This is a genomic window from Pseudomonas sp. SYWMCR5, assembly GCF_057197165.1.
Genome location: NZ_JBXUNH010000002.1, coordinates 722,536 through 744,868, shown reverse-complemented (window position 1 = coordinate 744,868; position 22,333 = coordinate 722,536). Strand labels below are relative to the sequence as shown.

Genomic DNA, 22,333 nt, shown 5'->3' with positions numbered 1-22,333 from the left:
GGCTTGGCATGACGTACACTGGGCGGCAAGTCTGTGAGGAACTTCCATGAGCGCTATAACCATTACCGACGCCGCCCATGATTATCTGGCCGATCTGCTCTCGAAGCAGAACACGCCCGGGATCGGCATCCGCGTTTTCATCACCCAGCCGGGCACCCAGTACGCCGAAACCTGTATCGCCTACTGCAAGCCGGGCGAAGAAAAGCCTGACGACACCGCCGTGGGTCTGAAGAGCTTTACCGCCTACATCGACGCCGTCAGCGAGCCGTTTCTCGAAGACGCACTGGTCGACTACGCCACCGATCGCATGGGCGGCCAGCTGACCATCAAGGCGCCGAACGCCAAGGTGCCGATGGTCAACGAAGACAGCCCGATCAACGAGCGCATCAACTACTACCTGCAGACCGAGATCAACCCCGGTCTTGCCAGCCACGGCGGTCAGGTGAGCCTGGTCGATGTGGTCGATGACGGCATCGCCGTGCTGCAGTTCGGCGGTGGCTGCCAGGGCTGTGGCCAGGCGGACGTCACGCTCAAGGATGGCATCGAGCGCACGCTGCTCGAGCGCATCCCGGAGCTCAAGGGTGTGCGTGACGTGACTGACCACACGCAAAAAGAGAACGCCTACTACTGATAGGCCCTATCGCGGGGCAAGCTCGCTCCTACAGGTACGGCGTCGTGCCTGTAGAAGCGGGTTTGCCCCGCGATTGCATTCGCTGCCCGCCAAAAATGTCTTCGCCTAGCAACAAAGTGTTACTGTTTCAAGCCCTGCGACAACAGGCCGCAGCCCGTAAATCAAGGGCTGCAGCCCGATCTGCCAGAGGTCGTCTGGATGGTGCGGGGGTGTCATGCCAGAATGCCCCGGTTTATCGACCGGCCCTGCTCGAGGGCCGGCACCTTCCCTGTAAAGGATGGTTCCATGACTGATCTACTGACCCGGCGCGCAGTTGTCGCCGGGATGGGCGTACTGGGGCTTGGCCTGCTGGCGGGTTGCAACCCGGCCCGGGGCCTGGACTTCAAGTACGGCAAGAACATGAGCAACGAGATCCTCGGGCGCAAGTTCAAGCTCAAGGATCCTCAGGGTAACGAGCGTACCCTGTCGAGCTTCTACGGCTCGATGCCGATGATCTTCTTCGGTTTCACCCAGTGCCCGGCGGTCTGCCCGACCACGCTGGCACGCGCCGCGCAGATACGCAAACTGCTCAAGGGCCGTGACCGCGACTTGTTCCAGGTGGTGTTCATCACCCTGGACCCGGAGCGCGACACCCCTGAAGTGCTGGACGCCTACGTCAAGGCCTTCGACCCCTCGTTCGTCGCCCTCACCGGCACCCCGGAGGAAATCGACGAGGTGGCCCGGGAGTTCAAGGTGTTCTACGAGAAGGTCCCTGCCGGCGACACCTATACCATTTCCCACTCGTCCACCAGCTACGTCTACGATACGCGTGGCACCTTGCGCCTGAGTCTGGGCCATTCCCTGAATGCTCAGGAATGCGCCGAAGACCTGCGCACCCTGATGGAGATCTGCTGAATGTCGATGCAACCGATCAAGCGCGGCCTGGCCGCTCTCGCCCTGCTGGGCCTGGCACTGCCGGCGCTGGCCGACACCACCGTAAGCGACGCCTGGGTGCGCGCCAGCGTACCGCACCAGCAGTCCACCGGTGCCTTCATGACCCTGACCGCCAGCACCGACAGCAAGCTGGTGGGCATGGCTTCGCCGGTGGCCAAGACCGTGCAGGTGCACGAGATGACCATGAATGGCGATGTGATGGGCATGCGTGAAGTGAAGGCGGTGGAGCTGCCGGCTGGCAAGCCGGTCACCCTCGACCCCAACGGTTTTCACGTGATGTTGATGGGCCTGAACGACCAGGTGAAGGAAGGCCAGCAAGTGCCGCTGACCTTGACCATCGAAGATGCCAAGGGCCAGAAGCAGACAATTGAGGTGCAGGCGCCGGTCAAGCCGCTGACCGCCGAGATGGACGCCGGGCACGACCACATGCACATGAAGCACTGAGTACCTACAGGGGCCGCGAAAGCGGCCCTTGTTCTTTCAGCCTGCTGTCGCTCAGCTACGGAATCGCGGCAGCGGCCGATCGATGGTCAGCGAAGTCAGGGTCTTGCGAACCTGGGCTTCGTCGGCCTCCAGGGCCTTGAGGCTCGCGCGGATCTTGCCGGCCGAGGGCACATCGCCCTGCCGGTCGATCCAGTCGGCGATTTCCTTGCAGGCGCTGCTCAGGCAGGCCTGGCGCTGGTTCATCAGCGTGATGAGGGTGGTGAGCTCTCGTTCTGACATGGCAGGATCCTCCGTTCAGCCCTCTCAGTGTAGCAGCGGCTGGCGGTCTTGCCGGGCGATGGGTCAGTGGTGCAGGCAGGCGAGACGGTAGGCGCCTGGCGTCACGCCGAAGGCCTGCTTGAACTGCCGGCTGAGGTGGCTCTGGTCGGCGAAGCCCAGCGCAAAGGCCACTTCCGAAGCTGGCAGGCCACGGCGCAGGAACTCTCGGGCGCGGGCCAGCCGACGCTGCTTGAGCCAGGCATGGGGCGGCAGTCCGGTGGCCTGGCGAAACACCCGGGCAAAGTGGAAAGGTGACAGGTTGACCGCCGCAGCCAGAGCCTCCAGCGAAGGCGGATCGGCCAGTTGGCTTTCCAGCAGTTCGCGGGCCCGTGCCACGGCCACCGGCTCGTGACCGGGGGCAGCAGGTTCGCTGCAATGGCCATGACGTTGTACCAGCGCCAGGACCGCATCGCGCCAGGCGGTTTGCTGCTCCAGCGCGCTCGCTCCGGCCTCCGACAGGCGGTGCACGCGGCTGAAGGCCGCCGCCAGGGTCGGGTCCTGCACCACGCTCTGCCTGAAGTGTGGCAAGCCGTGGCGGCCCAGTTCCAGCTCGTCGAGCACCCCCGTGACACGTTCGTGTTCCGGATAGAACGCACGGTAGCGCCAACCTGCCTCGTGGGCCTTGGCACCGGTGTGCAATTCGTCGGGATTGATCAGCACCACGCTGCCGACCGGCGCCAGGTGATCACTGCCGCGGTGCCAGAAACACTGGGCGCCGGACTCTATCACGGTGAACACATAGCCTTCGTGCACATGCGGCGCAAAGCGCTGCTGTACATAGCGGGCGTGCAGCATCTCGACATCGCCGAGGGCTGGCGCCTGCCACAGGTGGATTTGTTCGCGCAGGGGCGTGCTCATGTCAGCCAGCTGCGCAGGAGAAAGAAGATCAGCATGCTCGCCAGCATGCTCAGCAATACGCTGCGGGTCAACAGCACCAGGGCGATGGCCACCAGCGAGCCAAGCAGGTAGGGATTGAGCGGGTCGAGGTTCAACTGATGCTCGGGCAGGAAAATGATCGGCCCGCAGATTGCCGTGAGCATCCCTGGCACGGCGAAGCCGAGGAACTGGCGCACGTTGGAGCCCAGGCGCAAGGGCAGGCGCGGCTCGAGAAAGACATAGCGATTGAGGAACACCACCACGCCCATCGCGACGATCAGCAGCCAGATCATGAGCTGCTCCCAGCGAATTTCTGACAGACAAAACCCGCAGCCATGCCCAGCAGGCCGGCGGCGACCAGCGCCGTCTCCCAGTGCCAATGGCTGAACAGCACCGAGCAGAACAGCGACACCGCCACGCACACCAGGGTCGGCACGCTGCGTACCAGCGGCGTGATCAACGCGACGAAGGTGGCGACGATCGAGAAGTCCAGGCCGAGCTGGTCCAGGTGCGGGATATTCTGGCCGAGGATGATGCCGGCCAGGGTGAACAGGTTCCAGGCCACATAGAAGGTCAGGCCCACGCCTAATGCATACCAACGGTTGAACTGTTGCTGGTCGTGGTGGCTGGTCAGGGCGAAGAGTTCATCGGTGAGCAGAAAGCCCAACCCCAATCGCCAGCGGGTCGGCAGCCCCGACACCACCGGGCGCATGGACAAACCGTAAAGCAGGTGCTGCGACGTCAGCAGCAGGGTGGTCAGCAGGATCGACAGCAGCCCGGCGCCGCTCTTGAGCATGCCGATCGCCACCAGTTGCGCAGCCCCGGCGAAGACGATCGCCGACAGCCCTTGGCCTTGCCAGGCGCTGAGGTTGGCTTCGATGGCCATGGAGCCTGCGAGCAGCCCCCAGGGCGCAACGGCGAGCGATAACGGCAGGATGGCGACGGTGCCTTGGGTGAAGGCGTGGCGGGCGAGCGGCGGACTGCTGGACATGGCGGCTACGGACAAAGGCAGGGATGGGCAGCATGCCAGAGGAAAAAGCTGCCTGGCTTGAACGATCTTGCTCGTTTACCGGTGCGATGCGTTCTGTCACGACATTTTTTTCACATCCCCTTGCTAGGATCGCCGCGACAGTAAGGAGCGATCGATGATTCAAGTGTTGCGCAAGCGTGGCGTCAGGCTGACTTTGGCCGCGACAGCCGGGGTCGTCACCTGTGCCCTGGGCTTTTTTGCCTGGCAGACGTTCTACCCGGTGCAGGCCTCCGAGGGCTGGCACGTGCAGGTGCTCCACCGTGACGTGGCCAAGGCCGCCTCACTGCTGCCGCTGGCCGATGGCAGTCTGCTGGTCAGCCGCGAGCTGGACGATGGGCTGGGCAGCATTCTCAAGATCACCCCACAAGGGGAGCGGGTGGTGGTGGTCGATGGCCTGTCCAAGCCTGACGGCATGGTTGCGGTCGAGGGTGGCTGGGTGTTCAGCCAGGAGGGCGGGCTGGCCCCGGTCAGCCTGTCTCGCGATGGCCGGATCACCGCCTTGTTCAACGGCGAAAGCGTGCAAGGCCTGTGGAACGACGGCGACCACCTCTACGCCATCGAGGACCGCAAGGGCGATGGCCGCCTGATGCGGTATGACTGGCAGAGCGGCCAGGTCCAAGTGCTGCGCTCGGCACTGACTGAAACCGAAGGGCTGACACGCTGCAGCGGTGGTCAATTGCTCTATACCGAAAAGGCTGCCGGCAAGATCCGTGCGCTGAACGAAGGGGGTGAAGACCCGGTAGTGGCCGAGGGACTGCGCAATCCCACCTTCCTGTTCTGCGACCAGCGCGGGTTGTGGATCAGCGAAGACTCCACGCATCGCGCGCGTCTGCTGCGCATTGATGCCGAGGGTAAGCGGCATACCGTGTTGTCCTTCCTCAAGGCGCCGCAGTCGATCGTGCCCGATGGCAAGGGCGGCTACCTGCTCGCCGAAGGCGGTCGCAATCGCGTCCTGCACCTGTCGCCGCCCGCGCAGGAACTGGAAGCGCATGTGGCCAGCCTCTACGCGGAAAAGCCCTGATCCGTCTCAGTGGCCGACCAGCGTTTCACTTGGGTTGCGCGATCAGCAGCAGCGACTGCGGCACCGGGCTCTGGGGGTGTTGCGGCTCCTGCAGCGTGCACAGGTTGAAACCTGCCATGTCCAGTGCGGCAAGCCAGCTGGACAGCGTGCGGAAATACCAGGGCATGGGCTCCCAGTTGCCCTCGAAACCTGAAAAGGACTCTACCCGCCAGCCATCCTGGTAGTTTCCCGCAGCCGCACTCCACGGGTGCAGGGTCTGGATCACCAGTGCGCCGTCTGGTGCCAGCAGCGGCGCCAGGGCAGCGAGCAGCGGGATTATGTCCTGGTGCAGCAGGGCGAAGTTGGCACAGATCACCGAATAATCCCGACCGATCTCCATCTCGGCGCTAATCAGTTGCGTGTAGCTGGCCAGGTGCACCTGCGTCGAGCCTGCCGCCCTGGCCGACTCGACCAAGGTCCTGTCGCCGTCTACTCCCACGGCCTCGATTCCCCGGCCCTCCAAGGCGCGCAGCAGCCAGCCCTCGCCACAACCGAGGTCGAGCACGCGCTCCGGCTGGCAGCCGAGGATCGCCAGCAAGATCGCCTGGTCGGTGACCTGGCGGCGCGAGGCGATGCTGCCGCTGCGCACGGCCTCGATCCAGGCCTTGGCATTGTGCTGCCAACTGTCCAGCAACTGGGGGGTGGGATTGGGCATAGGTTGGCCTGCGTGCAGTGGGCGATGCACAGCATTCTAGTGCAACGCTGCCCCGAGACTTGTGCATCGGCCCATGCCCCCGCCACACTGGCTTCCCCGGACAAGGAGCAGCGCATGGCACTTTCGACGACGGATTTCACCACCCGGTTGCTGGTAGACGCGGGCATCGGCCCTGGCATGCGGGTGCTGGATGTCGGCTGTGGAGCGGGTGATGTGAGTGTGCTGCTCGCCGAGTTGGTCGGGCGTGACGGGGCGGTGGTCGGGATCGACCAGTCCGTGGCTGCGCTTGAGCTGGCACGCCAGCGGTCGCCTGTTTCGGGCCATGCCCTGGTCGAGTTCGTCGCGTGCGACCTGCATCGATTGCCCGAATCCTTGGGGCTGTTCGACGCCATCGTCGGACGGCGGGTGCTGATGTACCAGCCAGACGCCGTTCTGGCCGTGCGCAGGTTGTCCAGGTTTTTGCTGCCTGGCGGCGTGCTGGTGTTCCAGGAGCACGACAGCACCCTGACGCCCGCGAGTCTGGAACCTTTCCCGCTGCATCGCCGCGCCCAGCAGTGGCTCCAGCGAATGCTCGCCCATGAAGGGGCAGACCTGCACATCGGCTTCAATCTGCATCGCATCCTCACTGAAGCCGGATTGCAGGTGCAGAGCCTGCGCGCCGAATGCCTGTTGCAGACCCCGGACAGCCCCTACGGGCTGGCAGCGATCATACGGGCGTGCCTGCCACGAATCCTCGAGCACGGCATCGCCACGGCGCGCCAGGTGGGGATCGAAACGCTACAGGCACGGCTGGATGCCGAGCGCATGCAGTCGCAAGGGATCTATATCGGCGACATGGCATTCGGGGTCTGGGCGAACAAGCGCTGACGCAGTGGGAGAGGGGGCTTGCCAATCGCTAATGATTCTCGTTAATGTAATGTTATTACGTTATCAATCGTCGTATCGGAGTATCGCCATGCAAGTCTTGTCATCCCTCAAGCACGCCAAACTGCGCCACCGCGACTGTCAGGTGGTCAAGCGCCGCGGCCGCCTGTATGTCATCTGCAAGTCGAACCCGCGTTTCAAGGCGCGCCAAGGTGGAGTGAAGAAGAAGCGCGGTTGAGCAGCAGGCCTGTTTTCAAGGGTGTTAGCAAGACGGTTGCTCCCATCCGCGAATGTGCGGCGGTATACTCGCCGCCCGTTCGACTGTTATCCGAGTATTTCAATGGGTTTTTCCGCTACCGTCACACCTGAGCCGCGCCGCCTTGGCGCGCCGCTGATTGCCCTGGCCCTGCTGCTGGCAGGCGCCTGGTTCCTCAACCTCAATGCCGGTTTCAAGCAGGTGCTGTTGCTGCTGGTCGGCGCGGCGCTGGGCCTGACCCTCTACCATGCCGCCTTTGGCTTTACCTCGGCCTGGCGGGTGTTCATCAATGAACGCCGTGGCGCGGGCTTGCGGGCGCAGATGGTCATGTTGGCGCTGGCGGTCCTGTTGTTCTTCCCGGCGCTGTCGGCGGGCAGCTTGTTCGGCAGCCCTGTCACCGGCCTTGTGGCCCCTGCCGGGGTGTCGGTGGTGTTCGGCGCGTTCATCTTCGGTATCGGCATGCAACTGGGCGGCGGTTGTGCCTCGGGCACGCTGTTCACTGTCGGGGGCGGCAATGCGCGGATGCTGGTGACGCTGCTGTTCTTCATCATCGGCTCGGTCACCGCGACCCACCATGCCGATTGGTGGTTCGCCCTGCCTTCATTTCCGGCCACCTCGATCGTCCAAGCGTGGGGCATGGGGCCTGCGCTGGTGGCCAGCCTCGCCCTGTTCGCGGTGATCGCCTGGGTCAGCGTGGTGCTGGAGAAGCGTCGCCACGGCGCGCTGGAAGCGCCCGTGAGCAGCGAGCATCAAGGCCTGCGCCGTTTCCTGCGTGGGCCCTGGCCACTGCTGTGGGGCGCAATCGCGCTGGCGTTGCTCAACTACGCCACTCTGGCGCTGGCCGGACGCCCCTGGGGTATCACCTCGGCCTTCGCCTTGTGGGGTGCCAAGACTTTGAGCGGGCTGGGCGTGGACGTGGGCAGTTGGGTGTTCTGGCAGTCGCCGGCCAACGCCAAGGCCTTGGCTGCACCGCTGTGGCAGGACATCACCACGGTGATGGACCTGGGGATCGTGCTGGGTGCCTTGCTCGCTGCCGGTCTGGCGGGACGCTTCGCGCCGAGCCTGAAGATCCCGATGCGCTCGCTGATCGCCGCGGTGATTGGTGGCCTGCTGCTGGGGTACGGTTCGCGTCTGGCCTATGGCTGCAACATCGGCGCCTATTTCAGCGGCATCGCCTCGGGCAGCGTGCATGGCTGGCTGTGGTTGGTGGCGGCCTACGCCGGCAACCTGATCGGTGTGCGACTGCGCCCGCTGTTCTTCGCTGGCGAGCGACGAGCAGCAACCCTGACCGGTTGCTGAGGTGCTTTCAGGGCGCTGAGGCGTAAGCGATCAGCGCCTGTGAAATGGTGAGAAACTACATGAGGTTTTTCTATAAATGACTTCATCTATGTTTCTTATGTCACTGATAAATATAGATTTACTTTCTCGATTAATGACGATCGCGTGCGTCCGCTTCAGGCACTGAACCCCGCCTGCTGATCTTCTGTTTTCGTTTTGAAGACAATTCGATAACGATTCTCATCCGAGATTCGTTTTCATGTGAATGCCGGCCAACCGGTATCCAGGACTTTCATCGAATCGAACAAGGAGAAGGCAGCGATGTTCGCGCCCATCAGCCGTAGCATGACTCTCACCTTGGGTCTGTGCGCCACCGTCATCAGCCCGGCAGGGGTGGCCGAAGAGCGCGAAAAGCGTTCCGAGGAAGGCGTACTGGAGCTCGGCTCCACCGAAATCCTCGCCCAGGGCCTGGGCAGCACCACCGAGCACACCGGCTCCTACACCACCGGCAGCATGAGCGCCGCCACGCGCCTGAACCTGTCGATCAAGGAAACCCCGCAATCGGTCTCGGTGCTGACCCGCCAGCAACTGGACGACTTCCAGCTCGACACCTTGTCCGAAGCGCTGGGCCACGTCACTGGCGTGACCGTCCAGCGCAACGACTCCGAGCGACCGATGTACTATGCGCGCGGCTACTCGATCAACAACTTCCAGATCGATGGGATGCTCAACACCTTCTCGGGGCTCAAGTCCGACTCCGACACCATCATCTACGACCGTATCGAGGTGGTGCGTGGCGCTACCGGCCTGACCACCGGCGCGGGTGATCCCTCCGGCACCATCGCCATGGTACGCAAGCGCCCGTCCCATGAGCTGGCGCTGAAGACCGGCATCAGTGCCGGCAGTTTCGACAACTACTACAGCTACGTGGACGTTGGCGGCCCTTTGGGTTGGGACGGGCGCCTGCGTGGGCGCACGGTGCTGGCCTATCGCGACAACAAATCGTACATGGACCACTACCAGACTCAGCGTGAGGTGGCCTACGGCATCCTCGAGGCCGACCTCACCGACAGCACGGTGCTGGCGGTCGGCTACGACTACCAGAACAAGCATGTCCAGGGCTCCAGCTGGGGCACCGTGCCCTACTGGAACGCCGATGGCAGCAAGGCCAACCTGCCACGCTCGACCAACCTGGCGGCGCCCTGGTCGTCCTGGCCACTGAAGGACCAGACGGTGTTCGCCACGCTCGACCAGCAACTGGGCAACGACTGGCTGCTCAAGGCGGCCTACACCCATCGGCAAAGCGACAGCGACGGCAAGGTGTACTATGGCGGCAACGGCTTCCCCGAGGCCGACCGCAGCGGCATGAAGGCCTGGAGCAGCCATTTCTCCGGAGAGGAGCAGATGGATGCCGTGGACTTCAACCTTGCAGGCCCCTATCAGTTGCTGGGTCGTACCCACGATTTCATGATCGGCTACGGGGTTTCCGAGCGACGCGACAGCTCGCCGTACTACACCGGCCGCAACGATCCGCAGGGCTACGCGATCATTCCCGACTGGAAATACATGGGCGGTATTTCCAAGTTCTACGATCGCAAGACTGGCCTGGATGAATCGCGCTCGCGCATCGAGCAGAAGGCCGGCTACATCGCCACCCGGCTCAACCCTACCGATCGCCTGCACCTGGTACTCGGCAGCCGCTACGGCAGCTGGAAGACCACCAGCAAGTCCTGGAGCTACGATGACAACCTGGCGGTCAGCGACATCTCCCGCAGCGAGCAGACCCAGAACGACCAGTGGACGCCCTATGCCGGTGTGCTCTACGACCTCAATGAGCAATTCACCGTCTATGTCAGCTATACCGACATCTTCAACCCGCAGACCAACAAGGACATCAGCGACAAGTACCTGGACCCGGTCGTGGGCAAGGTCTACGAGCTGGGCCTGAAGGGCAGCCTGTTCGAGGACCGGGCCAACCTCAGCGCCGCGGTGTACCGCAGCAAGCAGGACAACGTTGCGGAGGTCGACGACTCGGTGCCGCCAGGCCCCAACGGCGAGCAGTACTACAAGTCCGGTGGCAAGGGGGCGGTGGTCGAGGGCTTCGAAGCCGAGTTGGCAGGCGAGGCGGTGACGGACTGGCAGATGAGCCTGGGCTACAGCTACACCCACGCCCTGCGCGGCGACAAGACGCGCAAGGACACTGCCCGACCGATGAACCTGGTGCGTTTCTCCAGCACCTACAAGGTGCTGCCAAAACTGACCGTGGGCGGCACCCTCGACTGGCAGAGCCACACCTTTGGTGTGGGTAACCGCCCAGTGGGGCGCAATGCATCGGGTGGCATCATCACCGCCAGAGACCGCATGAGCCAGCGGGCGTTCTCGGTGGTCGGGCTGATGGCCCGCTACCAGATCGACGAACACCTGTCGGCATCGGTGAACGTGAAGAACCTGTTCGACGAGCACTATTACAACAACCTGGGGTTCTACAACGGCGTCTATAACGGCGAACCGCGCACCCTGATGGTCAGCCTGGACTGGTCGTTGTAGCGTCCCGCGCCTGGCCTGCGACGTGCAAGCGCTCGCAGGCCAGGTTCAGCGCCCCAGCGGCAGCGCCACCGCAATCATCGCGAACAGCGCGCCGCAGCAGCGGTTGAACCCCTTGCCGCCCTTGGCCAACCACGGCCTGATGCGACCGGCCAGGCGTGCCAGCAGGTATTCGACCAGGCATTCCACGCAGGCGAACGTCGCCGCCATCACGATGAACTGCAGGGCCAGGCCGCGTTGCGGGTCGATGAACTGTGGCAAAAAGGCGCCATAGAACAGCAGCACTTTCGGGTTGGACAGCGCCGACAGCAAACCCTGGCGGAACAAACCGGCATTTCCCAGCCGGGTCTGGCCCTGGGCCAGGTCCAGGTGCAGGGGTGGGGCACGCCAAAGCTGGATGCCGAGCCACAGTAGGTAGGCGCCGCCGACCCATTTGAGCACTTGCAGCACGGAGCCGGACGTTTGCAGCAGTGCGCTCAGCCCGAACATCGCCAGGGCGATCAGGGCGCTGAAACCACACATGCCGCCGAGGATGGTGAACAGCGTTCGCCGCGCGCCGTAGCGAGCGCCATGAGTCAGGGCAAGCAAACTGTTGGGACCCGGGGTCAGAGACAGGCCGATGCTTGCCAGCAGGTAGATGAGCCAGGTATCGAGTGCCATGAGAACGCCTTGTAGGGGAAGGGGCGGCGGGCCCGCTGCGCGCAAGCGGCCCTGTGAGTGCGAAGTATACGGCCGCTTGTCCTTAGGCATGGGTATGATCTGGACGCTCAACTGTTGGCGTGCCAACACCCTGCGCACACTTTGCCCGCCATCGATCAGCGCATATTTGGCAAACTCCAGCAAAATCAGTGGGTTGAAACCCGGCACAACTCCTGCAAAAGCCCCTGCATGCCCAGTCATCCGCAGGAGCGCCCTTGAACCGACTCAACTTCTCCTTGATCCCGCTCTGTGCCGTGCTGGCCCTGGCTGGCTGCGAGCGTGCCGAGCAGGTCACGACGCGCAGCGACCAGCCGCTGCACGGCGGAACCTTGGTCTATGCCACCGACCGTGAGCCCACCTGCCTGGACCCGCATGTGGCGGGTGACATGCCGCAAGTGTTCGTGGCCCAGCAGTACCTCGACTCGCTGGTGTCGATGGACAGCGACGGCCGTATCGGCCCTTGGCTGGCCGAGCGTTGGCAGGTGTCCGCCGACGGCCTGAGCTACACCTTTCACCTGCGCCGCGACGTGCATTTCACCGATGGCACGCCGTTCAATGCCCAGGCGGTCAAGGCCAATCTCGACCACATGGCCGACCCCAAGACCCAGTCCAGCACCGCGGGCGGCTATATCCGCCAGTATCGCGGCACCGATATCGTCGACGAATACACCGCCGTGGTGCACCTGGCCACGCCTTACGCCGCCTTCCTCGAAGTGCTCGCCCAAGGTTTTCTCGGCATCCAGTCGCCCACCGCGCTCAAGCGCAGCCGTGACGAGAACTGTGAAAGCCCGGTGGGCAGCGGGCCGTTCAAGGTGGTGCGCTGGGACCGGCAGAACCAGGTCGAACTGGTGCGCAACCCCGACTACAACTGGGCGCCGCCCACCGCCAGGCACCAGGGCCCGGCGTATCTTGAGCGCATCGTGTGGAAGTTCATCCAGGAGCCTTCGGTGCGTTTCGCCTCGCTGCAGGCCGGTGAGGTCGACGTGATCGAGAGCGTGCCACCCGAGTCGCACGAGGCTGCGCGGCGCAATCCGGATGTCGAGCTGATCATCGCCCAGCGCCCCGGCAACCCCACCAACGGCACCTTCAACCTGCGCCGGGCGCCGTTCGACGATATCCGCGTGCGCGAAGCCTTCGTACGCAGCGCCGATATCGAAGGCGCGCTCAAGAGCGTGTACTTCGGCGAGTTTCCGCGAGCCGGTGGCCCGCTCAGCGTGGCCACGCCGTTCTACAGCGGCGATTTCGAGCGCAGCCAGGACTACGACCCGCAGCGCGCCGCCCGATTGCTCGACGCCGCCGGCTGGACCGCGCGTGATGCGCAGGGTTACCGCACCCGCAATGGCAAGCGCCTGAGCGCGGTGGTGCTGATCGGCGCGCGTACACCGCCTTCGGAACTGACCCTCTGGGAGCAGGTGCAGGCCACCACCCGCCAGGCTGGCCTGGAACTGGTGATCGATCAGATGAGCGACGCCCAGGTCACCGCGCGCCAGGCCGCCTGGGACTACGACATCCGCATCGGTTACTGGAACACCAACACCCCGGATGTGCTGCGCATCATCTTTGGCTCGGCGTTCGTCCAGCCGGCAGGTGTCGGCGGCTATCACCAGAACTCCTCGGGCTTTGCCGATCCGGGCTTCGACGCGCTGCTCGACGACGCCCTGGCCACGCAGGATCCGGAGCGCCGTCGGGCGCTGTACCTCAAGGCCCAGCAACAGGCCGCCAGCCAGTACCTGCAATTGACCACCTACCCACAGAGCACGCGGCTGGGCCTCTACAAGACGGCCCACGGCGTGCGCCTGGAGCCCTCGTTGGCGGTGACCTACCTCTATGACACATGGGTGAGCAAATGAGCGACCCGACGACCCTGACCGATCCCCGTCGCGAGCGCCTGGGTGCGCTCGCACGCCGCACCGCCATTCGCCTGGGCGGCGGCCTGCTGGTGCTGTGGGCGGTGGCGACCCTGACCTTCTTCGCCCTGCGCCTGATGCCGGGCGACCCGGTGCTGGCGATTCTTGGCGGCACCACCGGCAACCCGACGCCGGAAGCCATCGAGGCGACCCGGCGCGAGTACGGCCTGGACAAACCGCTACCGGTGCAATACGTGCTGTATCTCGGGCGTCTGGTGCAGGGCGACCTGGGCCAGTCCTACTCCCAGCACCAGCCCGTGACCCGAGTGCTGGCCGAACAGGCCGGGGCAACCCTCGAGCTGACGTTCGCCGCGCTGGTGCTGGCCTGGTTGCTGGTGCTGCTGTTGACGGTGGTCACCGCCGGCCGTGGCCGGCTCATCGGCGGGCTGGCCTCGCTGGCCGAAACCCTCAGCGCCGCCTTGCCGCACTTCTGGCTGGGGGTGGTGCTGCTGGCGGTGTTCGCCTTCGGCTTGCGCTGGTTCCCGCCGGCGGGCAGCGACAGCCTCGCAAGCCTCGTGCTGCCGGCATTCTCCCTGGCCATTCCGCTGGCAGGATTCATCGCCCAGGTGACCCGTGAATCGCTCGAGCTGACTCTCGATCAGCCCTTCATCCTCAGCGCCCGCAGCCGTGGCCTGAGCGACCTGGCCGTGCGCTTCCGGCATGCCCTGCGCCACGCCCTGCTGCCGGGGGTGTCACTGTCGGGCTGGGCCATCGGTGCGCTGATCAGCGGGGCGGTGGTGTGCGAAGTGATCTTCTCGCGCAAGGGGGTGGGCCGTCAGTTGTACCAGGCGGTGCAACTGCAGGATCTGCCGCTGGTGATCGGCATCACCCTGGTGGTGGCTGCAGCCTACGTGCTGGCCAACATTCTCGTGGACTTGCTCTACCAATGGATCGACCCACGCCAACAGGAGGCGAGCGCATGAGCGACCTTATTCTGGAACACAGCCAGGCGCCGCTGCGTCGACAACGTCGCTTGCAGTGGCCGCCGCTGGGGGCGATCCTGGCGATCCTGTTCCTGCTCGCGCTGTTGCTGGCGGCGCTGGCGCCTGGGCTGTTCACCCGCATCGACCCGCTGGCGATCGTGCCGCGCGAGGCGTTCCAGGCACCGAGTTGGACGCACTGGCTGGGCACCGACCAGTCGGGGCGCGACATCTTCGCGCGTATCGTCCATGGCGCGCGTCAGAGCCTGCTGATCGGTGTGGCGGCAACCTTGCTGTCGATGACCATCGCCGTCAGCCTCGGGCTGCTCGGCGGATTGGGCGGGGCGCGGGTAGACCGTGGCGTGGGCTGGCTGCTGGAGGTGCTGTTCGCCTTTCCCAGCCTGGTGCTGGCGCTGCTGTTCGTGGCGGTGTTCGGCAGCGGTGTCGGTCCGCTGATCATCGCCACCGGGCTGGGTGGGGCGCCTGGCTATGCGCGGATGGTCCGTGGCCAGGTGCTGGCGGTACGCAATTCGGGCTATATCGAAGCGGCACGGGCGCTGGGGCACCCGACCGCCCGCATTGTCCTGCGTCAGTTGCTGCCCAATGCCATGCGCCCGCTGGTGGTGACCCTGACCATGGGTGTCGGCCAAGCCATCGTCTGGGCATCTGCCCTGAGTTTCCTGGGCCTTGGTGCCCGACCGCCGGCGCCTGAGTGGGGCACCATGCTGTCGATGGGCCGTGATTTCATTGCTAGCGCCTGGTGGCTGACCTTTTTCCCCGGCCTGTTCATCGTGCTCACCACGTTGGCGACCACTGCGGCCGGACGCTACCTTCAACACCGCCTGGAGGGCCGCCTGCCATGAGCGACAAGACCTTGATCGTCGATGGCCTGAACGTGACGTTCGAAGGCCGCAGTGTGGTGCGCGAACTGTCCTTTACCCTGGCGCCGGGTCGCTGTGTGGCCCTGGTGGGGGAGTCTGGCTCGGGCAAGAGCGTCAGCGCCCGCAGCCTGGTTGGGCTGGTGGGCGCGCGTGGCGAGGTGACCGCGCGCACCTTGGGCTTTGCCGGTCGCGACCTGCTGGCCCTGAGCGAGCGTCAATGGCGTGCGGTGCGTGGCAAGGATATCGGCTTCGTGCTGCAGGATGCGTTGGTGTCGCTCGACCCGCTGCGGCCCGTGGGCAAGGAAATCCTCGAGGTGTTGCAGACCCATGGCTATGGAGATCGGGCGCAGCGCGCTGCGCGCGTACTGACGCTGCTCGAACGGGTCGGGGTGCCGGACGTGGCGTTGCGTGCGCGGCAGCGGCCAGGCCAGCTTTCTGGGGGGCTGCGCCAGCGAGCGCTGATCGCCAGTGCGCTGGCACTGGAACCGGCGCTGGTGATCGCCGATGAACCCACCACTGCGCTCGATGCCACGGTCCAGGTGCAGATTCTTGAGGTGTTCCAGCAGATCAAGGCGCGGGGTTCATCGTTGCTGATCATCAGCCATGACCTGGCGGTGGTCGCGCAACTGGCCGATGAGGTGGTGGTGCTGCGCCATGGCGAGGTGGTGGAGCAGGGGCCGATGCAGCAGGTGCTGCGTCAGCCACAGCATCCCTATACCCAGGCGCTGTTGGCCGCGGTGCCGGCGGAGCATCCGCGTGGCAGCCGCCTCTCGCCAACGCGTGCGGGCGAGCGTGTACCGCGTAGCGCCGTGCCTGGCGAGGTGCTGCTGCAGGCCCGAGGCCTGGGCAAGCGCTACACCGGCCCTGACGGGGTGGTGCGCCAGGTGGTGCAGGGCGTGGACTTCACCCTGCGTGCCGGGCGTACCCTGGGCATCGTCGGTGAGTCCGGCTCGGGCAAGACCACGGTCGCGCGCATTGCCCTCGGGCTGCTGCAACCGGACCAGGGCGAGGTGCTGTATCGCGGCCAGCCATGGAACCGCCCGAACGATGCCGTAAGCGAAGCCAGCCGACGTCCGTTACGCCAGCAGATCAGCGTGATCTACCAGGACCCGCTGGGTTCGTTCGACCCGCGCTGGACCGTGACGCAGATCCTTGATGACGCCTTGCAGGTGGCGGGCGTCGAGGCCGCCGCGCGCCCGGCGCGTATCCAGGTGCTGCTCGAGCAAGTGCGCCTGCCGGCCAGCCTGGCCAGCCGCCGGCCGTTGCAGCTCTCCGGCGGCCAGCGCCAGCGTGTGGCGATCGCCCGCGCCATCGCCAGTGAGCCGAAGCTGATCATCTGCGACGAGCCTGTGTCGGCGTTGGATGTATCGGTGCAAGCCCAGGTGCTCGACCTGCTGGCCGACCTGCAGGATGCGTTGGGTCTGGCCTATCTGTTCATCTCCCATGACTTGGGGGTGATTCGCCATGTCAGCGATGACGTGCTGGTGATGCGCCATGGCCAGGTGGTCGAGCATGCGCCGGTCGAGCAGTTGTTCGAGCAGCCTGCCCACGAATACACCCGCCGCCTGCTCGGCTCGGTGCCGCGCCTGCCGGGCAGCGGCGCCGAGCTGGTGGTGCCGCCGCTGGACCTGGAACACGAAGCCTTCGACCTGTTCGATGAATCACGCCTCTGGAAAATCGCCATTTAAGGATTGCCCCATGACCACCTTCCAACGTTTCCCCTCCCAGGCGCCGGCCGCCACTGTGGAGGCCTTGAAGACGCGCATCGATGCGCTGCTGCCAGACATCGCCGCCGGTGCGGCCGAGCGCGAGCGTGAGCGCCAGTTGCCGTTCGAAGCCATCGCCCGGCTGGCTGCGGCCGGGCTCTACACCGTGCGCATTCCGACCCGTTATGGTGGGCCCGATGGCACGGTGAGCGATGTCATCGAGCTGCTGCTGAAGATCGCCTCGGCCGACTCCAACGTTGCCCAGGCCCTGCGCCCGGGTTTCGCCTTTGTCGAGGGCCTGCTTGTGTCGGGCGCAGACGATGCCGAACAGGAGCGCGAGCGCTGGTTTGCGCGCTACCTGCAAGGTGCGGTGATCGGCAATGCAGGCTGGGAACTGGGCGGCGCCAATGGTGCCATCGCTGCGCGGCTGGTCCGCGAGGGTGACCACTATCGCGCCAATGGCAGCAAGTTCTACAGCACCGGGGCGCTGTTCGCCGACTATGTCAGCGCGGTGGCGCTGGATGAGGACGAGCAACCGGTGTCGTTCATCCTTCCGCGTAACCGCGACGGCCTGGAGCTGGTCGATGATTTCGATGCCATGGGCCAGCGCCTGACCGCCAGCGGCACCACGCACCTGCGCAATGTGCGGGTGGAGGCGCGCGAACTGCGCACGCGTACCGTGGAGGAGGGCAAGCGCACGCTGGTGACGCCGTTCCTGCAACTGTTCCTGGGCACCGTGCTGGCCGGGATCGCCCGCAATGCGCTGGACGACGCCACCCGTTTCGCCCGCGAGCATGCCCGGCCGATCAAGCACAGTACGGCCAGTCGTTCGGTGGACGATCCCTATGTTGAACTGAGCGTGGGCGATATCGCGGCGCGCGCCTATGGCGCCGAGGCGCTGGTGCTGAAGGCGGCCGCCACGATCGACCGGGTCTGGGCGGCGCAGTCGGACGAGGCGGCGGTGGAGCAGGCCGCGCTCGAAGTCGCGCAGGCCCAGTACCTGGTGGCGGAGCTTGCGCTCAAGGCGGCCGAGACAGTGTTCGACGTGGGAGGCGCTTCGACCACCGGGCGTGCGCACAATCTCGACCGCCATTGGCGCAACGCCCGCACCGTGGCCAACCACAATCCACGGCAGTGGAAGGCGGCGGTGGTGGGTGCCTGGCAGCTCAAGGGTACCCGCCCACCGGTGTCCGGCTTGTTCTAGAACTTCACATCCATCGCCACCTCGAAGGTACGCGGTGCGCCCATGTAGTACTGCTGCCCATAGGCCTGCTTGGCATACACCTCATCGGTCAGGTTGCGTACACGGCCGGTGAGGGTGGTGTGCTCGTCCAGGCGATAGCGGGCGAAGGCGCCGAACAGGGTGTAGGCGGGGGCCTTGAGGCTGTTGGCGTTGTCGGCGTAGACCGAATCGACGTAGCGGGCATCCACGCCGGCCGACCAGTCACGGGTGAAGGCATAGGTCAGCCACAGGTTGGCGACATTGGCTGGCACGTTCACCGGCGCATTGCCCTTGCGTGACACCGACATACCACCTACCGCCTCGTTGAACTCATCGTAACGGGCATCGACATAGGCGTAGTTGGCCTCGGCCAACAGCCTGGGCGTGACCTGCAGGCGCCCGGACAGCTCGATACCGCGCGAGGTCTGCTGACCCGCCTGAACCGTCAGGTTGGGGTCGTTGGAATCACGCACCGCGAAATCCTTGCGCACGATCTGGTAGACCGCCACGGTGGCGGCGCCGCGTCCGTCGAGGAAGTCGAACTTGCTACCGGCCTCCCACTGCTCGCCCTTGGACAGGTCGAACAACCCGACGTTGGAATAGGTCGCCGATGCCAGCGAGCCGGCCGGCAGGTCGGCGGAGTTGCTGTACTGCAGGTAGACGCTGGCTGTCGGGGTCAGCTCGTAGGTCAGGCCGATGCGCCCGGACAGTGGCTCCCAGCGGCGCTCGAAATAGGCCGGCGAACTGGGGCTGACCGGGCCGTAGTTGGTGACCTGCATGTCCAGGTAGTCGTAGCGCAGGGCCGTCAGCAGCGCCAGGCGGTCGGTCAGTTCCAGGCGATTCTCGGCGAACAGCGCGCGGTTGAGCACCTCGTTGCGTCGCTGTTTGGTCAGGCCGCGATTGACGCCGGGAATGTCGTAGAAACTGCCGGGATCGAAGTGATCCGGATCGACCACGTCGCTGTAGCTGCCCGAGGTCGGGTACAGAGTCTGGTGCATGCTCGACCAGTCCAGCCCCAGCGACCACTGGCTGCTCAGGCCGAACAGGCTGTTGTCGTGGCGCAGCTCGACACGATCGCCGATCACGCTCTGCTGGTGGCGTTGCAGGTAGGGGCTGGAGCGCACCACGTTGCCGTCGCTGTTGTAGCGGTAGCCTTCGAGGTTGCGGTAATCACGCTGGGCATTGTAGTGGTAGAGGGTGTTCTGCACGCTGGTAGTGTCGCTCACCTGGTAATCGAGGATCGAACGCAGCCAGCGTACACGCTGCTCGTAGCGCCCGTCGGCGACGTTGTAGTTTTCGAAGCGGCGGCTCTTGTCGATCTTCAGGGTGCTGCGCCCCGGCAGGATGGGCGAGCCCCAGTAGGGGCTGTCCTCTTTGTCTTCCTGGTACTCCAGCGCCAAGGTGTGGGTGAGGTTGGGCGAGAGGTCGCTGAGCAACGAGAAGGCCAGGCTGTCGGTGTTGCGCTGGTTGCGGTCAATGTAGCCATTACCCTGGCTGTGGCTGAAGTCCAGGCGTGCGAAGTGGCGGGCATCGGCGGGGTTCTCGGCTAGGGCCTGGTTGATGCCGAAGGCGACTTCCGAGTCGTCGTAGCTGCCGTAGCGGATGCGCCCATCGAGGGTTTGCGCGTCGCGGCTGGCGAGCTTGGTGATGTAGTTGATCGAGCCCCCCACGGCGCCGGCGCCATGCAGGAACGACGACGGGCCGCCGATCAGTTCGACCCGATCCAGCACCCACGCATCCACCGGGCGGGTGGCGCTGCTGTAGCCCAGGTTGATGCCGTTGTAGAGCTGGGTCACCTGGTTCTGGGTGAAGCCTCGGTAGGCGACGAAGCCGCCGTAGCCGGGGTTGGCCGAGGCATTGACGCCGGTCATGGCGTTGATCACGTCCTGACTGTCCTTGGCGTCACGCTGCTCGATCACCCGGCGGTCCGAGACGCTGACCGAAGCCGGTGTCTGCCGTGCCGTGAGGCCCAGGCGCGAGCCGGTGCGAATCGGTTCGTCCAGTTGCACGCCAGAGGGCGACTGCTGTTCGGCGTCGATGGTGGTGGCGTCGAGTTGCACGGGGGCGACGTCGGCCCAGGCACAGGTGCAGGTGGCGCCCATCAGGAGCACCAGAGAAGTGTTGCGGATCATGTTGTAGTGATTTCCACGCAAAGGTCATGGCTGACCCACGGGCACGGGCGTGCCCGCCTGGGGTCAGGCGAAGGTCGCTGCTGCGGGGAGGTCGGACGGGGAGGCGCGGGGCGGGATGGCGGGGCGCAGATAGCGTGGGGGCGGCTGCGCCCAGCTGCGCACGATGATCGGCGAGGGTTGCCCGCCATGCGCCGCAGGGAATGACCAGAGACTGCCACTCAGTGGCACGGCCAGCGCAAAGGAGGAGCACACCGGGCAATCGAGCTGGGCCATGTGCTGGTCGCTGCTGCTGTCGCCCAGGTCGATGGCCGGGCCTTTGCCGGTACTGTCGAGGGCGCAGAAACCACCGTCCAGGCCCGACAGACGCAGGCCGCTCATCTGGCCGTGGTGCAGGCCACAGAGCAACAGGCTGAACAGCACGCTGGCATAGAGCGTCCAGGCAGTCAGCGAACGTGTCCGACGGGTGGTTTTCATGGCCGCGAATCTACCATTCGGATGGCGGGGAGGGTGGCGGTCGTGGTGTGGTCGATTGTCGCAACGTCGTCTGGCGAAATTCGCGCTGCCCTTTATCGCAGTATCTGGCACAGACCCGATGCCCATGAGCACCGAAACCGGGCTCACACCCGCTCTCCAGTTGTGCGTGCCGCCCTATCCCGGAGCGCAGGCCGAAGAATTTCATCTTCGTTCATCTGCGTAGTTGGCCCGCAACCTGCTATATCAGTTCAGCAGTTTCAGACAAGCGGTCATTGCGTACCCCATCGTAGGTAAACGCGACAGATCAGCCAAAAATTAGCAACACCACGGATTTCAGGGGCTGCAGGATGTCGTCCGCGCAACAAATCGAACAACCTGGGAGCGATTCCGGCTGGAGTGCACACCTGCAATTGCGCTTCGTCAAACGCGGGGATACGACTCGTCTTGGTGCACGAAAGCATTTCGGCCCTCTTTTGGTGCAGCGCCCTTTTTATCCCGAAGGCGCGCCGTGCCATGTCTACATCCTTCATCCCCCAGGTGGCGTCGTCGCCGGTGACCGGCTCGAGCTCGATATCCACCTGGAACCTGGCAGCCACGCGCTGCTGACCATGCCTGGCGCGAGCAAGTTCTACCGCAGCATCGGCCCGACCGCGCACCTGGCGCAGCGCTTTCACCTGGCGGCCGACAGCACGCTGGAGTGGCTGCCCCACGACAGCATCTTCTTCGATGGCGCCCGCGCCCGGCTCGACAGCCGTTTCACCCTCGAACCCGGCGCCCGCCTGCTGGCCTGGGAAACCCTGTGCCTGGGGCGTCCGGTGATGAGCGAGCGCTTCGATCATGGCGCCCTCGACAGCCGACTGCGCGTCGAGCTGCCGGACGACCCGGGGCTCCACGAGCGCCTGCGCATAGAAGGCGGGCACCTGGAAAAACTCGGCGGTTATCCGCTGGTCGCGACGTTCTGCGCCGCACCTGCCGATACGGCCCTGCTCGAGCAGGTACGCCAGCTGCTCGACGACGTGGAAACCCCGGCTGGCGCGACCCTGCTCGGGCCGTTGCTGGTGATTCGCCTGCTCGATAACGACAACCAACACGTGCAACGCACCCTGCAGCGCCTCTGGCATCTGTTGCGCCCGGCCGTACTGGGCCTGGCGCCGAGCCCGCCGCGCATCTGGGCCACCTGAGAGAGCCTCCCATGGAGCTGACCCCGAGAGAGAAAGACAAACTGCTGCTGTTCACCGCCGCGCTGGTTGCCGAGCGCCGCCTGGCACGTGGACTGAAGCTCAACTACCCCGAAGCGGTGGCGCTGATCAGCGCTGCGGTGATGGAGGGCGCGCGGGACGGCCGCACGGTGGCCGAGCTGATGAGCCTGGGCCGCGAGGTGCTCAGCCGTGACCAGGTCATGGACGGTGTGCCTGAGCTGATCCCGGACGTCCAGGTGGAAGCGACCTTCCCCGATGGCACCAAGCTTGTGACGGTCCACGAACCTATCGTCTGACGCTGCCC

23 protein-coding genes are annotated in these 22,333 nt (G+C 65.2%); 15 read left to right on the top strand and 8 right to left on the bottom strand.

Annotation, left to right across the window (positions count from 1 at the left end; genetic code table 11):
• Positions 1–46 precede the first annotated feature (46 nt).
• The 3 genes from nfuA to AC2CGW_RS09190 all read left to right on the top strand — a co-directional run bounded on the left by nfuA (position 47) and on the right by AC2CGW_RS09190 (position 2,008).
• Positions 47–631 (top strand): Fe-S biogenesis protein NfuA, encoded by a 585-nt coding sequence (gene nfuA, locus AC2CGW_RS09200; protein ID WP_063545100.1) that lies wholly within the window; start codon positions 47–49, stop codon positions 629–631.
• A 285-nt stretch (positions 632–916) separates the two neighbouring features.
• Positions 917–1,525 carry an SCO family protein gene (locus tag AC2CGW_RS09195; RefSeq protein WP_054890835.1) on the top strand — a complete coding sequence of 203 codons (609 nt, stop codon included), beginning with the start codon at positions 917–919 and terminating at the stop codon, positions 1,523–1,525.
• Entirely contained in the window at positions 1,526–2,008 is a 483-nt protein-coding gene (locus tag AC2CGW_RS09190; protein ID WP_484573915.1) for a copper chaperone PCu(A)C, read from the top strand.
• Between the two features lie 51 nt (positions 2,009–2,059).
• On the opposite strand, the gene AC2CGW_RS09185 is transcribed toward AC2CGW_RS09190, so the two are convergent.
• The 4 genes from AC2CGW_RS09185 to AC2CGW_RS09170 all read right to left on the bottom strand — a co-directional run bounded on the left by AC2CGW_RS09185 (position 2,060) and on the right by AC2CGW_RS09170 (position 4,193).
• Positions 2,060–2,287 carry a hypothetical protein gene (locus AC2CGW_RS09185; protein ID WP_054890833.1) on the bottom strand — a complete coding sequence of 76 codons (228 nt, stop codon included), beginning with the start codon at positions 2,285–2,287 and terminating at the stop codon, positions 2,060–2,062.
• Between the two features lie 63 nt (positions 2,288–2,350).
• Positions 2,351–3,184 carry an AraC family transcriptional regulator gene (locus AC2CGW_RS09180; RefSeq protein WP_186665123.1) on the bottom strand — a complete coding sequence of 278 codons (834 nt, stop codon included), beginning with the start codon at positions 3,182–3,184 and terminating at the stop codon, positions 2,351–2,353.
• The gene (locus AC2CGW_RS09175) at positions 3,181–3,495 is read right to left on the bottom strand and encodes an AzlD domain-containing protein (RefSeq protein WP_065862729.1); all 315 of its coding nucleotides are present in this window, start codon (positions 3,493–3,495) and stop codon (positions 3,181–3,183) included. Before AC2CGW_RS09175 ends, AC2CGW_RS09180 begins: the two co-directional genes overlap by 4 nt.
• Positions 3,492–4,193 carry an AzlC family ABC transporter permease gene (locus AC2CGW_RS09170; RefSeq protein ID WP_484573914.1) on the bottom strand — a complete coding sequence of 234 codons (702 nt, stop codon included), beginning with the start codon at positions 4,191–4,193 and terminating at the stop codon, positions 3,492–3,494. Before AC2CGW_RS09170 ends, AC2CGW_RS09175 begins: the two co-directional genes overlap by 4 nt.
• Positions 4,194–4,347: 154 nt before the next feature.
• Here AC2CGW_RS09170 and AC2CGW_RS09165 point away from each other — a divergent pair, with 154 nt between their 5' ends.
• Positions 4,348–5,253 (top strand): SMP-30/gluconolactonase/LRE family protein, encoded by a 906-nt coding sequence (locus AC2CGW_RS09165; RefSeq protein ID WP_484573913.1) that lies wholly within the window; start codon positions 4,348–4,350, stop codon positions 5,251–5,253.
• A 25-nt stretch (positions 5,254–5,278) separates the two neighbouring features.
• On the opposite strand, the gene AC2CGW_RS09160 is transcribed toward AC2CGW_RS09165, so the two are convergent.
• Positions 5,279–5,947: a class I SAM-dependent methyltransferase gene (locus AC2CGW_RS09160; protein ID WP_484573912.1), complete on the bottom strand. Its 669-nt coding sequence runs from the start codon at positions 5,945–5,947 to the stop codon at positions 5,279–5,281.
• A gap of 114 nt (positions 5,948–6,061) precedes the next feature.
• Here AC2CGW_RS09160 and AC2CGW_RS09155 point away from each other — a divergent pair, with 114 nt between their 5' ends.
• The 4 genes from AC2CGW_RS09155 to AC2CGW_RS09140 all read left to right on the top strand — a co-directional run bounded on the left by AC2CGW_RS09155 (position 6,062) and on the right by AC2CGW_RS09140 (position 10,892).
• A complete protein-coding gene (locus AC2CGW_RS09155; protein ID WP_484573911.1) occupies positions 6,062–6,814 on the top strand; it encodes a methyltransferase domain-containing protein in 753 nt (250 codons plus the stop codon).
• Positions 6,815–6,902: 88 nt separating this feature from the next.
• Positions 6,903–7,049, top strand: a complete 147-nt coding sequence (ykgO, locus tag AC2CGW_RS09150) for a type B 50S ribosomal protein L36 (RefSeq protein WP_054890826.1) — start codon at positions 6,903–6,905, stop codon at positions 7,047–7,049.
• A 102-nt stretch (positions 7,050–7,151) separates the two neighbouring features.
• The gene (locus tag AC2CGW_RS09145; RefSeq protein ID WP_186665111.1) at positions 7,152–8,366 is read left to right on the top strand and encodes a YeeE/YedE family protein; all 1,215 of its coding nucleotides are present in this window, start codon (positions 7,152–7,154) and stop codon (positions 8,364–8,366) included.
• A 300-nt stretch (positions 8,367–8,666) separates the two neighbouring features.
• The gene (locus AC2CGW_RS09140; RefSeq protein ID WP_484573910.1) at positions 8,667–10,892 is read left to right on the top strand and encodes a TonB-dependent siderophore receptor; all 2,226 of its coding nucleotides are present in this window, start codon (positions 8,667–8,669) and stop codon (positions 10,890–10,892) included.
• 45 nt (positions 10,893–10,937) lie between these two features.
• On the opposite strand, the gene AC2CGW_RS09135 is transcribed toward AC2CGW_RS09140, so the two are convergent.
• Entirely contained in the window at positions 10,938–11,549 is a 612-nt protein-coding gene (locus AC2CGW_RS09135; RefSeq protein WP_112898414.1) for a LysE family translocator, read from the bottom strand.
• 275 nt (positions 11,550–11,824) lie between these two features.
• On the opposite strand from AC2CGW_RS09135, the gene AC2CGW_RS09130 reads away from it, so the two are divergent.
• From AC2CGW_RS09130 to AC2CGW_RS09110, 5 genes are read left to right on the top strand one after another with little or no spacing between them, the layout of a single operon-like run.
• Positions 11,825–13,438: an ABC transporter substrate-binding protein gene (locus tag AC2CGW_RS09130; protein WP_484574015.1), complete on the top strand. Its 1,614-nt coding sequence runs from the start codon at positions 11,825–11,827 to the stop codon at positions 13,436–13,438.
• On the top strand, positions 13,435–14,418 hold the full coding sequence (locus tag AC2CGW_RS09125) for an ABC transporter permease (protein ID WP_484573909.1): 984 nt from the start codon (positions 13,435–13,437) through the stop codon (positions 14,416–14,418). Before AC2CGW_RS09130 ends, AC2CGW_RS09125 begins: the two co-directional genes overlap by 4 nt.
• Positions 14,415–15,278 carry an ABC transporter permease gene (locus AC2CGW_RS09120; RefSeq protein ID WP_484573908.1) on the top strand — a complete coding sequence of 288 codons (864 nt, stop codon included), beginning with the start codon at positions 14,415–14,417 and terminating at the stop codon, positions 15,276–15,278. Before AC2CGW_RS09125 ends, AC2CGW_RS09120 begins: the two co-directional genes overlap by 4 nt.
• Positions 15,275–16,984, top strand: coding sequence for a dipeptide ABC transporter ATP-binding protein (locus tag AC2CGW_RS09115; protein ID WP_484573907.1), 1,710 nt, complete (start codon positions 15,275–15,277; stop codon positions 16,982–16,984). The genes AC2CGW_RS09120 and AC2CGW_RS09115 overlap by 4 nt, the downstream gene beginning before the upstream one ends.
• Before the next feature lie 10 nt (positions 16,985–16,994).
• On the top strand, positions 16,995–18,206 hold the full coding sequence (locus AC2CGW_RS09110; RefSeq protein WP_484573906.1) for an acyl-CoA dehydrogenase family protein: 1,212 nt from the start codon (positions 16,995–16,997) through the stop codon (positions 18,204–18,206).
• On the opposite strand, the gene AC2CGW_RS09105 is transcribed toward AC2CGW_RS09110, so the two are convergent.
• Both AC2CGW_RS09105 and AC2CGW_RS09100 read right to left on the bottom strand, forming a co-directional pair.
• Positions 18,203–20,356 (bottom strand): TonB-dependent receptor, encoded by a 2,154-nt coding sequence (locus AC2CGW_RS09105; protein ID WP_484573905.1) that lies wholly within the window; start codon positions 20,354–20,356, stop codon positions 18,203–18,205. The two genes, AC2CGW_RS09110 and AC2CGW_RS09105, sit on opposite strands and share 4 nt — an antisense overlap.
• 63 nt (positions 20,357–20,419) lie before the next feature.
• Complete coding sequence (locus AC2CGW_RS09100) at positions 20,420–20,830, bottom strand: DUF2946 family protein (protein ID WP_186708530.1); 411 nt, start codon at positions 20,828–20,830, stop codon at positions 20,420–20,422.
• A 347-nt stretch (positions 20,831–21,177) separates the two neighbouring features.
• On the opposite strand from AC2CGW_RS09100, the gene AC2CGW_RS09095 reads away from it, so the two are divergent.
• Entirely contained in the window at positions 21,178–22,011 is an 834-nt protein-coding gene (locus AC2CGW_RS09095) for an urease accessory protein UreD (RefSeq protein WP_288376759.1), read from the top strand.
• A gap of 11 nt (positions 22,012–22,022) precedes the next feature.
• A complete protein-coding gene (locus tag AC2CGW_RS09090) occupies positions 22,023–22,325 on the top strand; it encodes an urease subunit gamma (RefSeq protein ID WP_186665091.1) in 303 nt (100 codons plus the stop codon).
• Positions 22,326–22,333 lie beyond the last annotated feature (8 nt).

Coding starts and splice junctions, on each gene's coding strand:
- nfuA (WP_063545100.1), top strand. CDS start 47: ATGAGCGCTATAACCATTACCGACGCCGCCCATGATTATCTGGCCGAT.
- AC2CGW_RS09195 (WP_054890835.1), top strand. CDS start 917: ATGACTGATCTACTGACCCGGCGCGCAGTTGTCGCCGGGATGGGCGTA.
- AC2CGW_RS09190 (WP_484573915.1), top strand. CDS start 1,526: ATGTCGATGCAACCGATCAAGCGCGGCCTGGCCGCTCTCGCCCTGCTG.
- AC2CGW_RS09185 (WP_054890833.1), bottom strand. CDS start 2,287: ATGTCAGAACGAGAGCTCACCACCCTCATCACGCTGATGAACCAGCGC.
- AC2CGW_RS09180 (WP_186665123.1), bottom strand. CDS start 3,184: ATGAGCACGCCCCTGCGCGAACAAATCCACCTGTGGCAGGCGCCAGCC.
- AC2CGW_RS09175 (WP_065862729.1), bottom strand. CDS start 3,495: ATGATCTGGCTGCTGATCGTCGCGATGGGCGTGGTGGTGTTCCTCAAT.
- AC2CGW_RS09170 (WP_484573914.1), bottom strand. CDS start 4,193: ATGTCCAGCAGTCCGCCGCTCGCCCGCCACGCCTTCACCCAAGGCACC.
- AC2CGW_RS09165 (WP_484573913.1), top strand. CDS start 4,348: ATGATTCAAGTGTTGCGCAAGCGTGGCGTCAGGCTGACTTTGGCCGCG.
- AC2CGW_RS09160 (WP_484573912.1), bottom strand. CDS start 5,947: ATGCCCAATCCCACCCCCCAGTTGCTGGACAGTTGGCAGCACAATGCC.
- AC2CGW_RS09155 (WP_484573911.1), top strand. CDS start 6,062: ATGGCACTTTCGACGACGGATTTCACCACCCGGTTGCTGGTAGACGCG.
- ykgO (WP_054890826.1), top strand. CDS start 6,903: ATGCAAGTCTTGTCATCCCTCAAGCACGCCAAACTGCGCCACCGCGAC.
- AC2CGW_RS09145 (WP_186665111.1), top strand. CDS start 7,152: ATGGGTTTTTCCGCTACCGTCACACCTGAGCCGCGCCGCCTTGGCGCG.
- AC2CGW_RS09140 (WP_484573910.1), top strand. CDS start 8,667: ATGTTCGCGCCCATCAGCCGTAGCATGACTCTCACCTTGGGTCTGTGC.
- AC2CGW_RS09135 (WP_112898414.1), bottom strand. CDS start 11,549: ATGGCACTCGATACCTGGCTCATCTACCTGCTGGCAAGCATCGGCCTG.
- AC2CGW_RS09125 (WP_484573909.1), top strand. CDS start 13,435: ATGAGCGACCCGACGACCCTGACCGATCCCCGTCGCGAGCGCCTGGGT.
- AC2CGW_RS09120 (WP_484573908.1), top strand. CDS start 14,415: ATGAGCGACCTTATTCTGGAACACAGCCAGGCGCCGCTGCGTCGACAA.
- AC2CGW_RS09115 (WP_484573907.1), top strand. CDS start 15,275: ATGAGCGACAAGACCTTGATCGTCGATGGCCTGAACGTGACGTTCGAA.
- AC2CGW_RS09110 (WP_484573906.1), top strand. CDS start 16,995: ATGACCACCTTCCAACGTTTCCCCTCCCAGGCGCCGGCCGCCACTGTG.
- AC2CGW_RS09105 (WP_484573905.1), bottom strand. CDS start 20,356: ATGATCCGCAACACTTCTCTGGTGCTCCTGATGGGCGCCACCTGCACC.
- AC2CGW_RS09100 (WP_186708530.1), bottom strand. CDS start 20,830: ATGAAAACCACCCGTCGGACACGTTCGCTGACTGCCTGGACGCTCTAT.
- AC2CGW_RS09095 (WP_288376759.1), top strand. CDS start 21,178: ATGTCGTCCGCGCAACAAATCGAACAACCTGGGAGCGATTCCGGCTGG.
- AC2CGW_RS09090 (WP_186665091.1), top strand. CDS start 22,023: ATGGAGCTGACCCCGAGAGAGAAAGACAAACTGCTGCTGTTCACCGCC.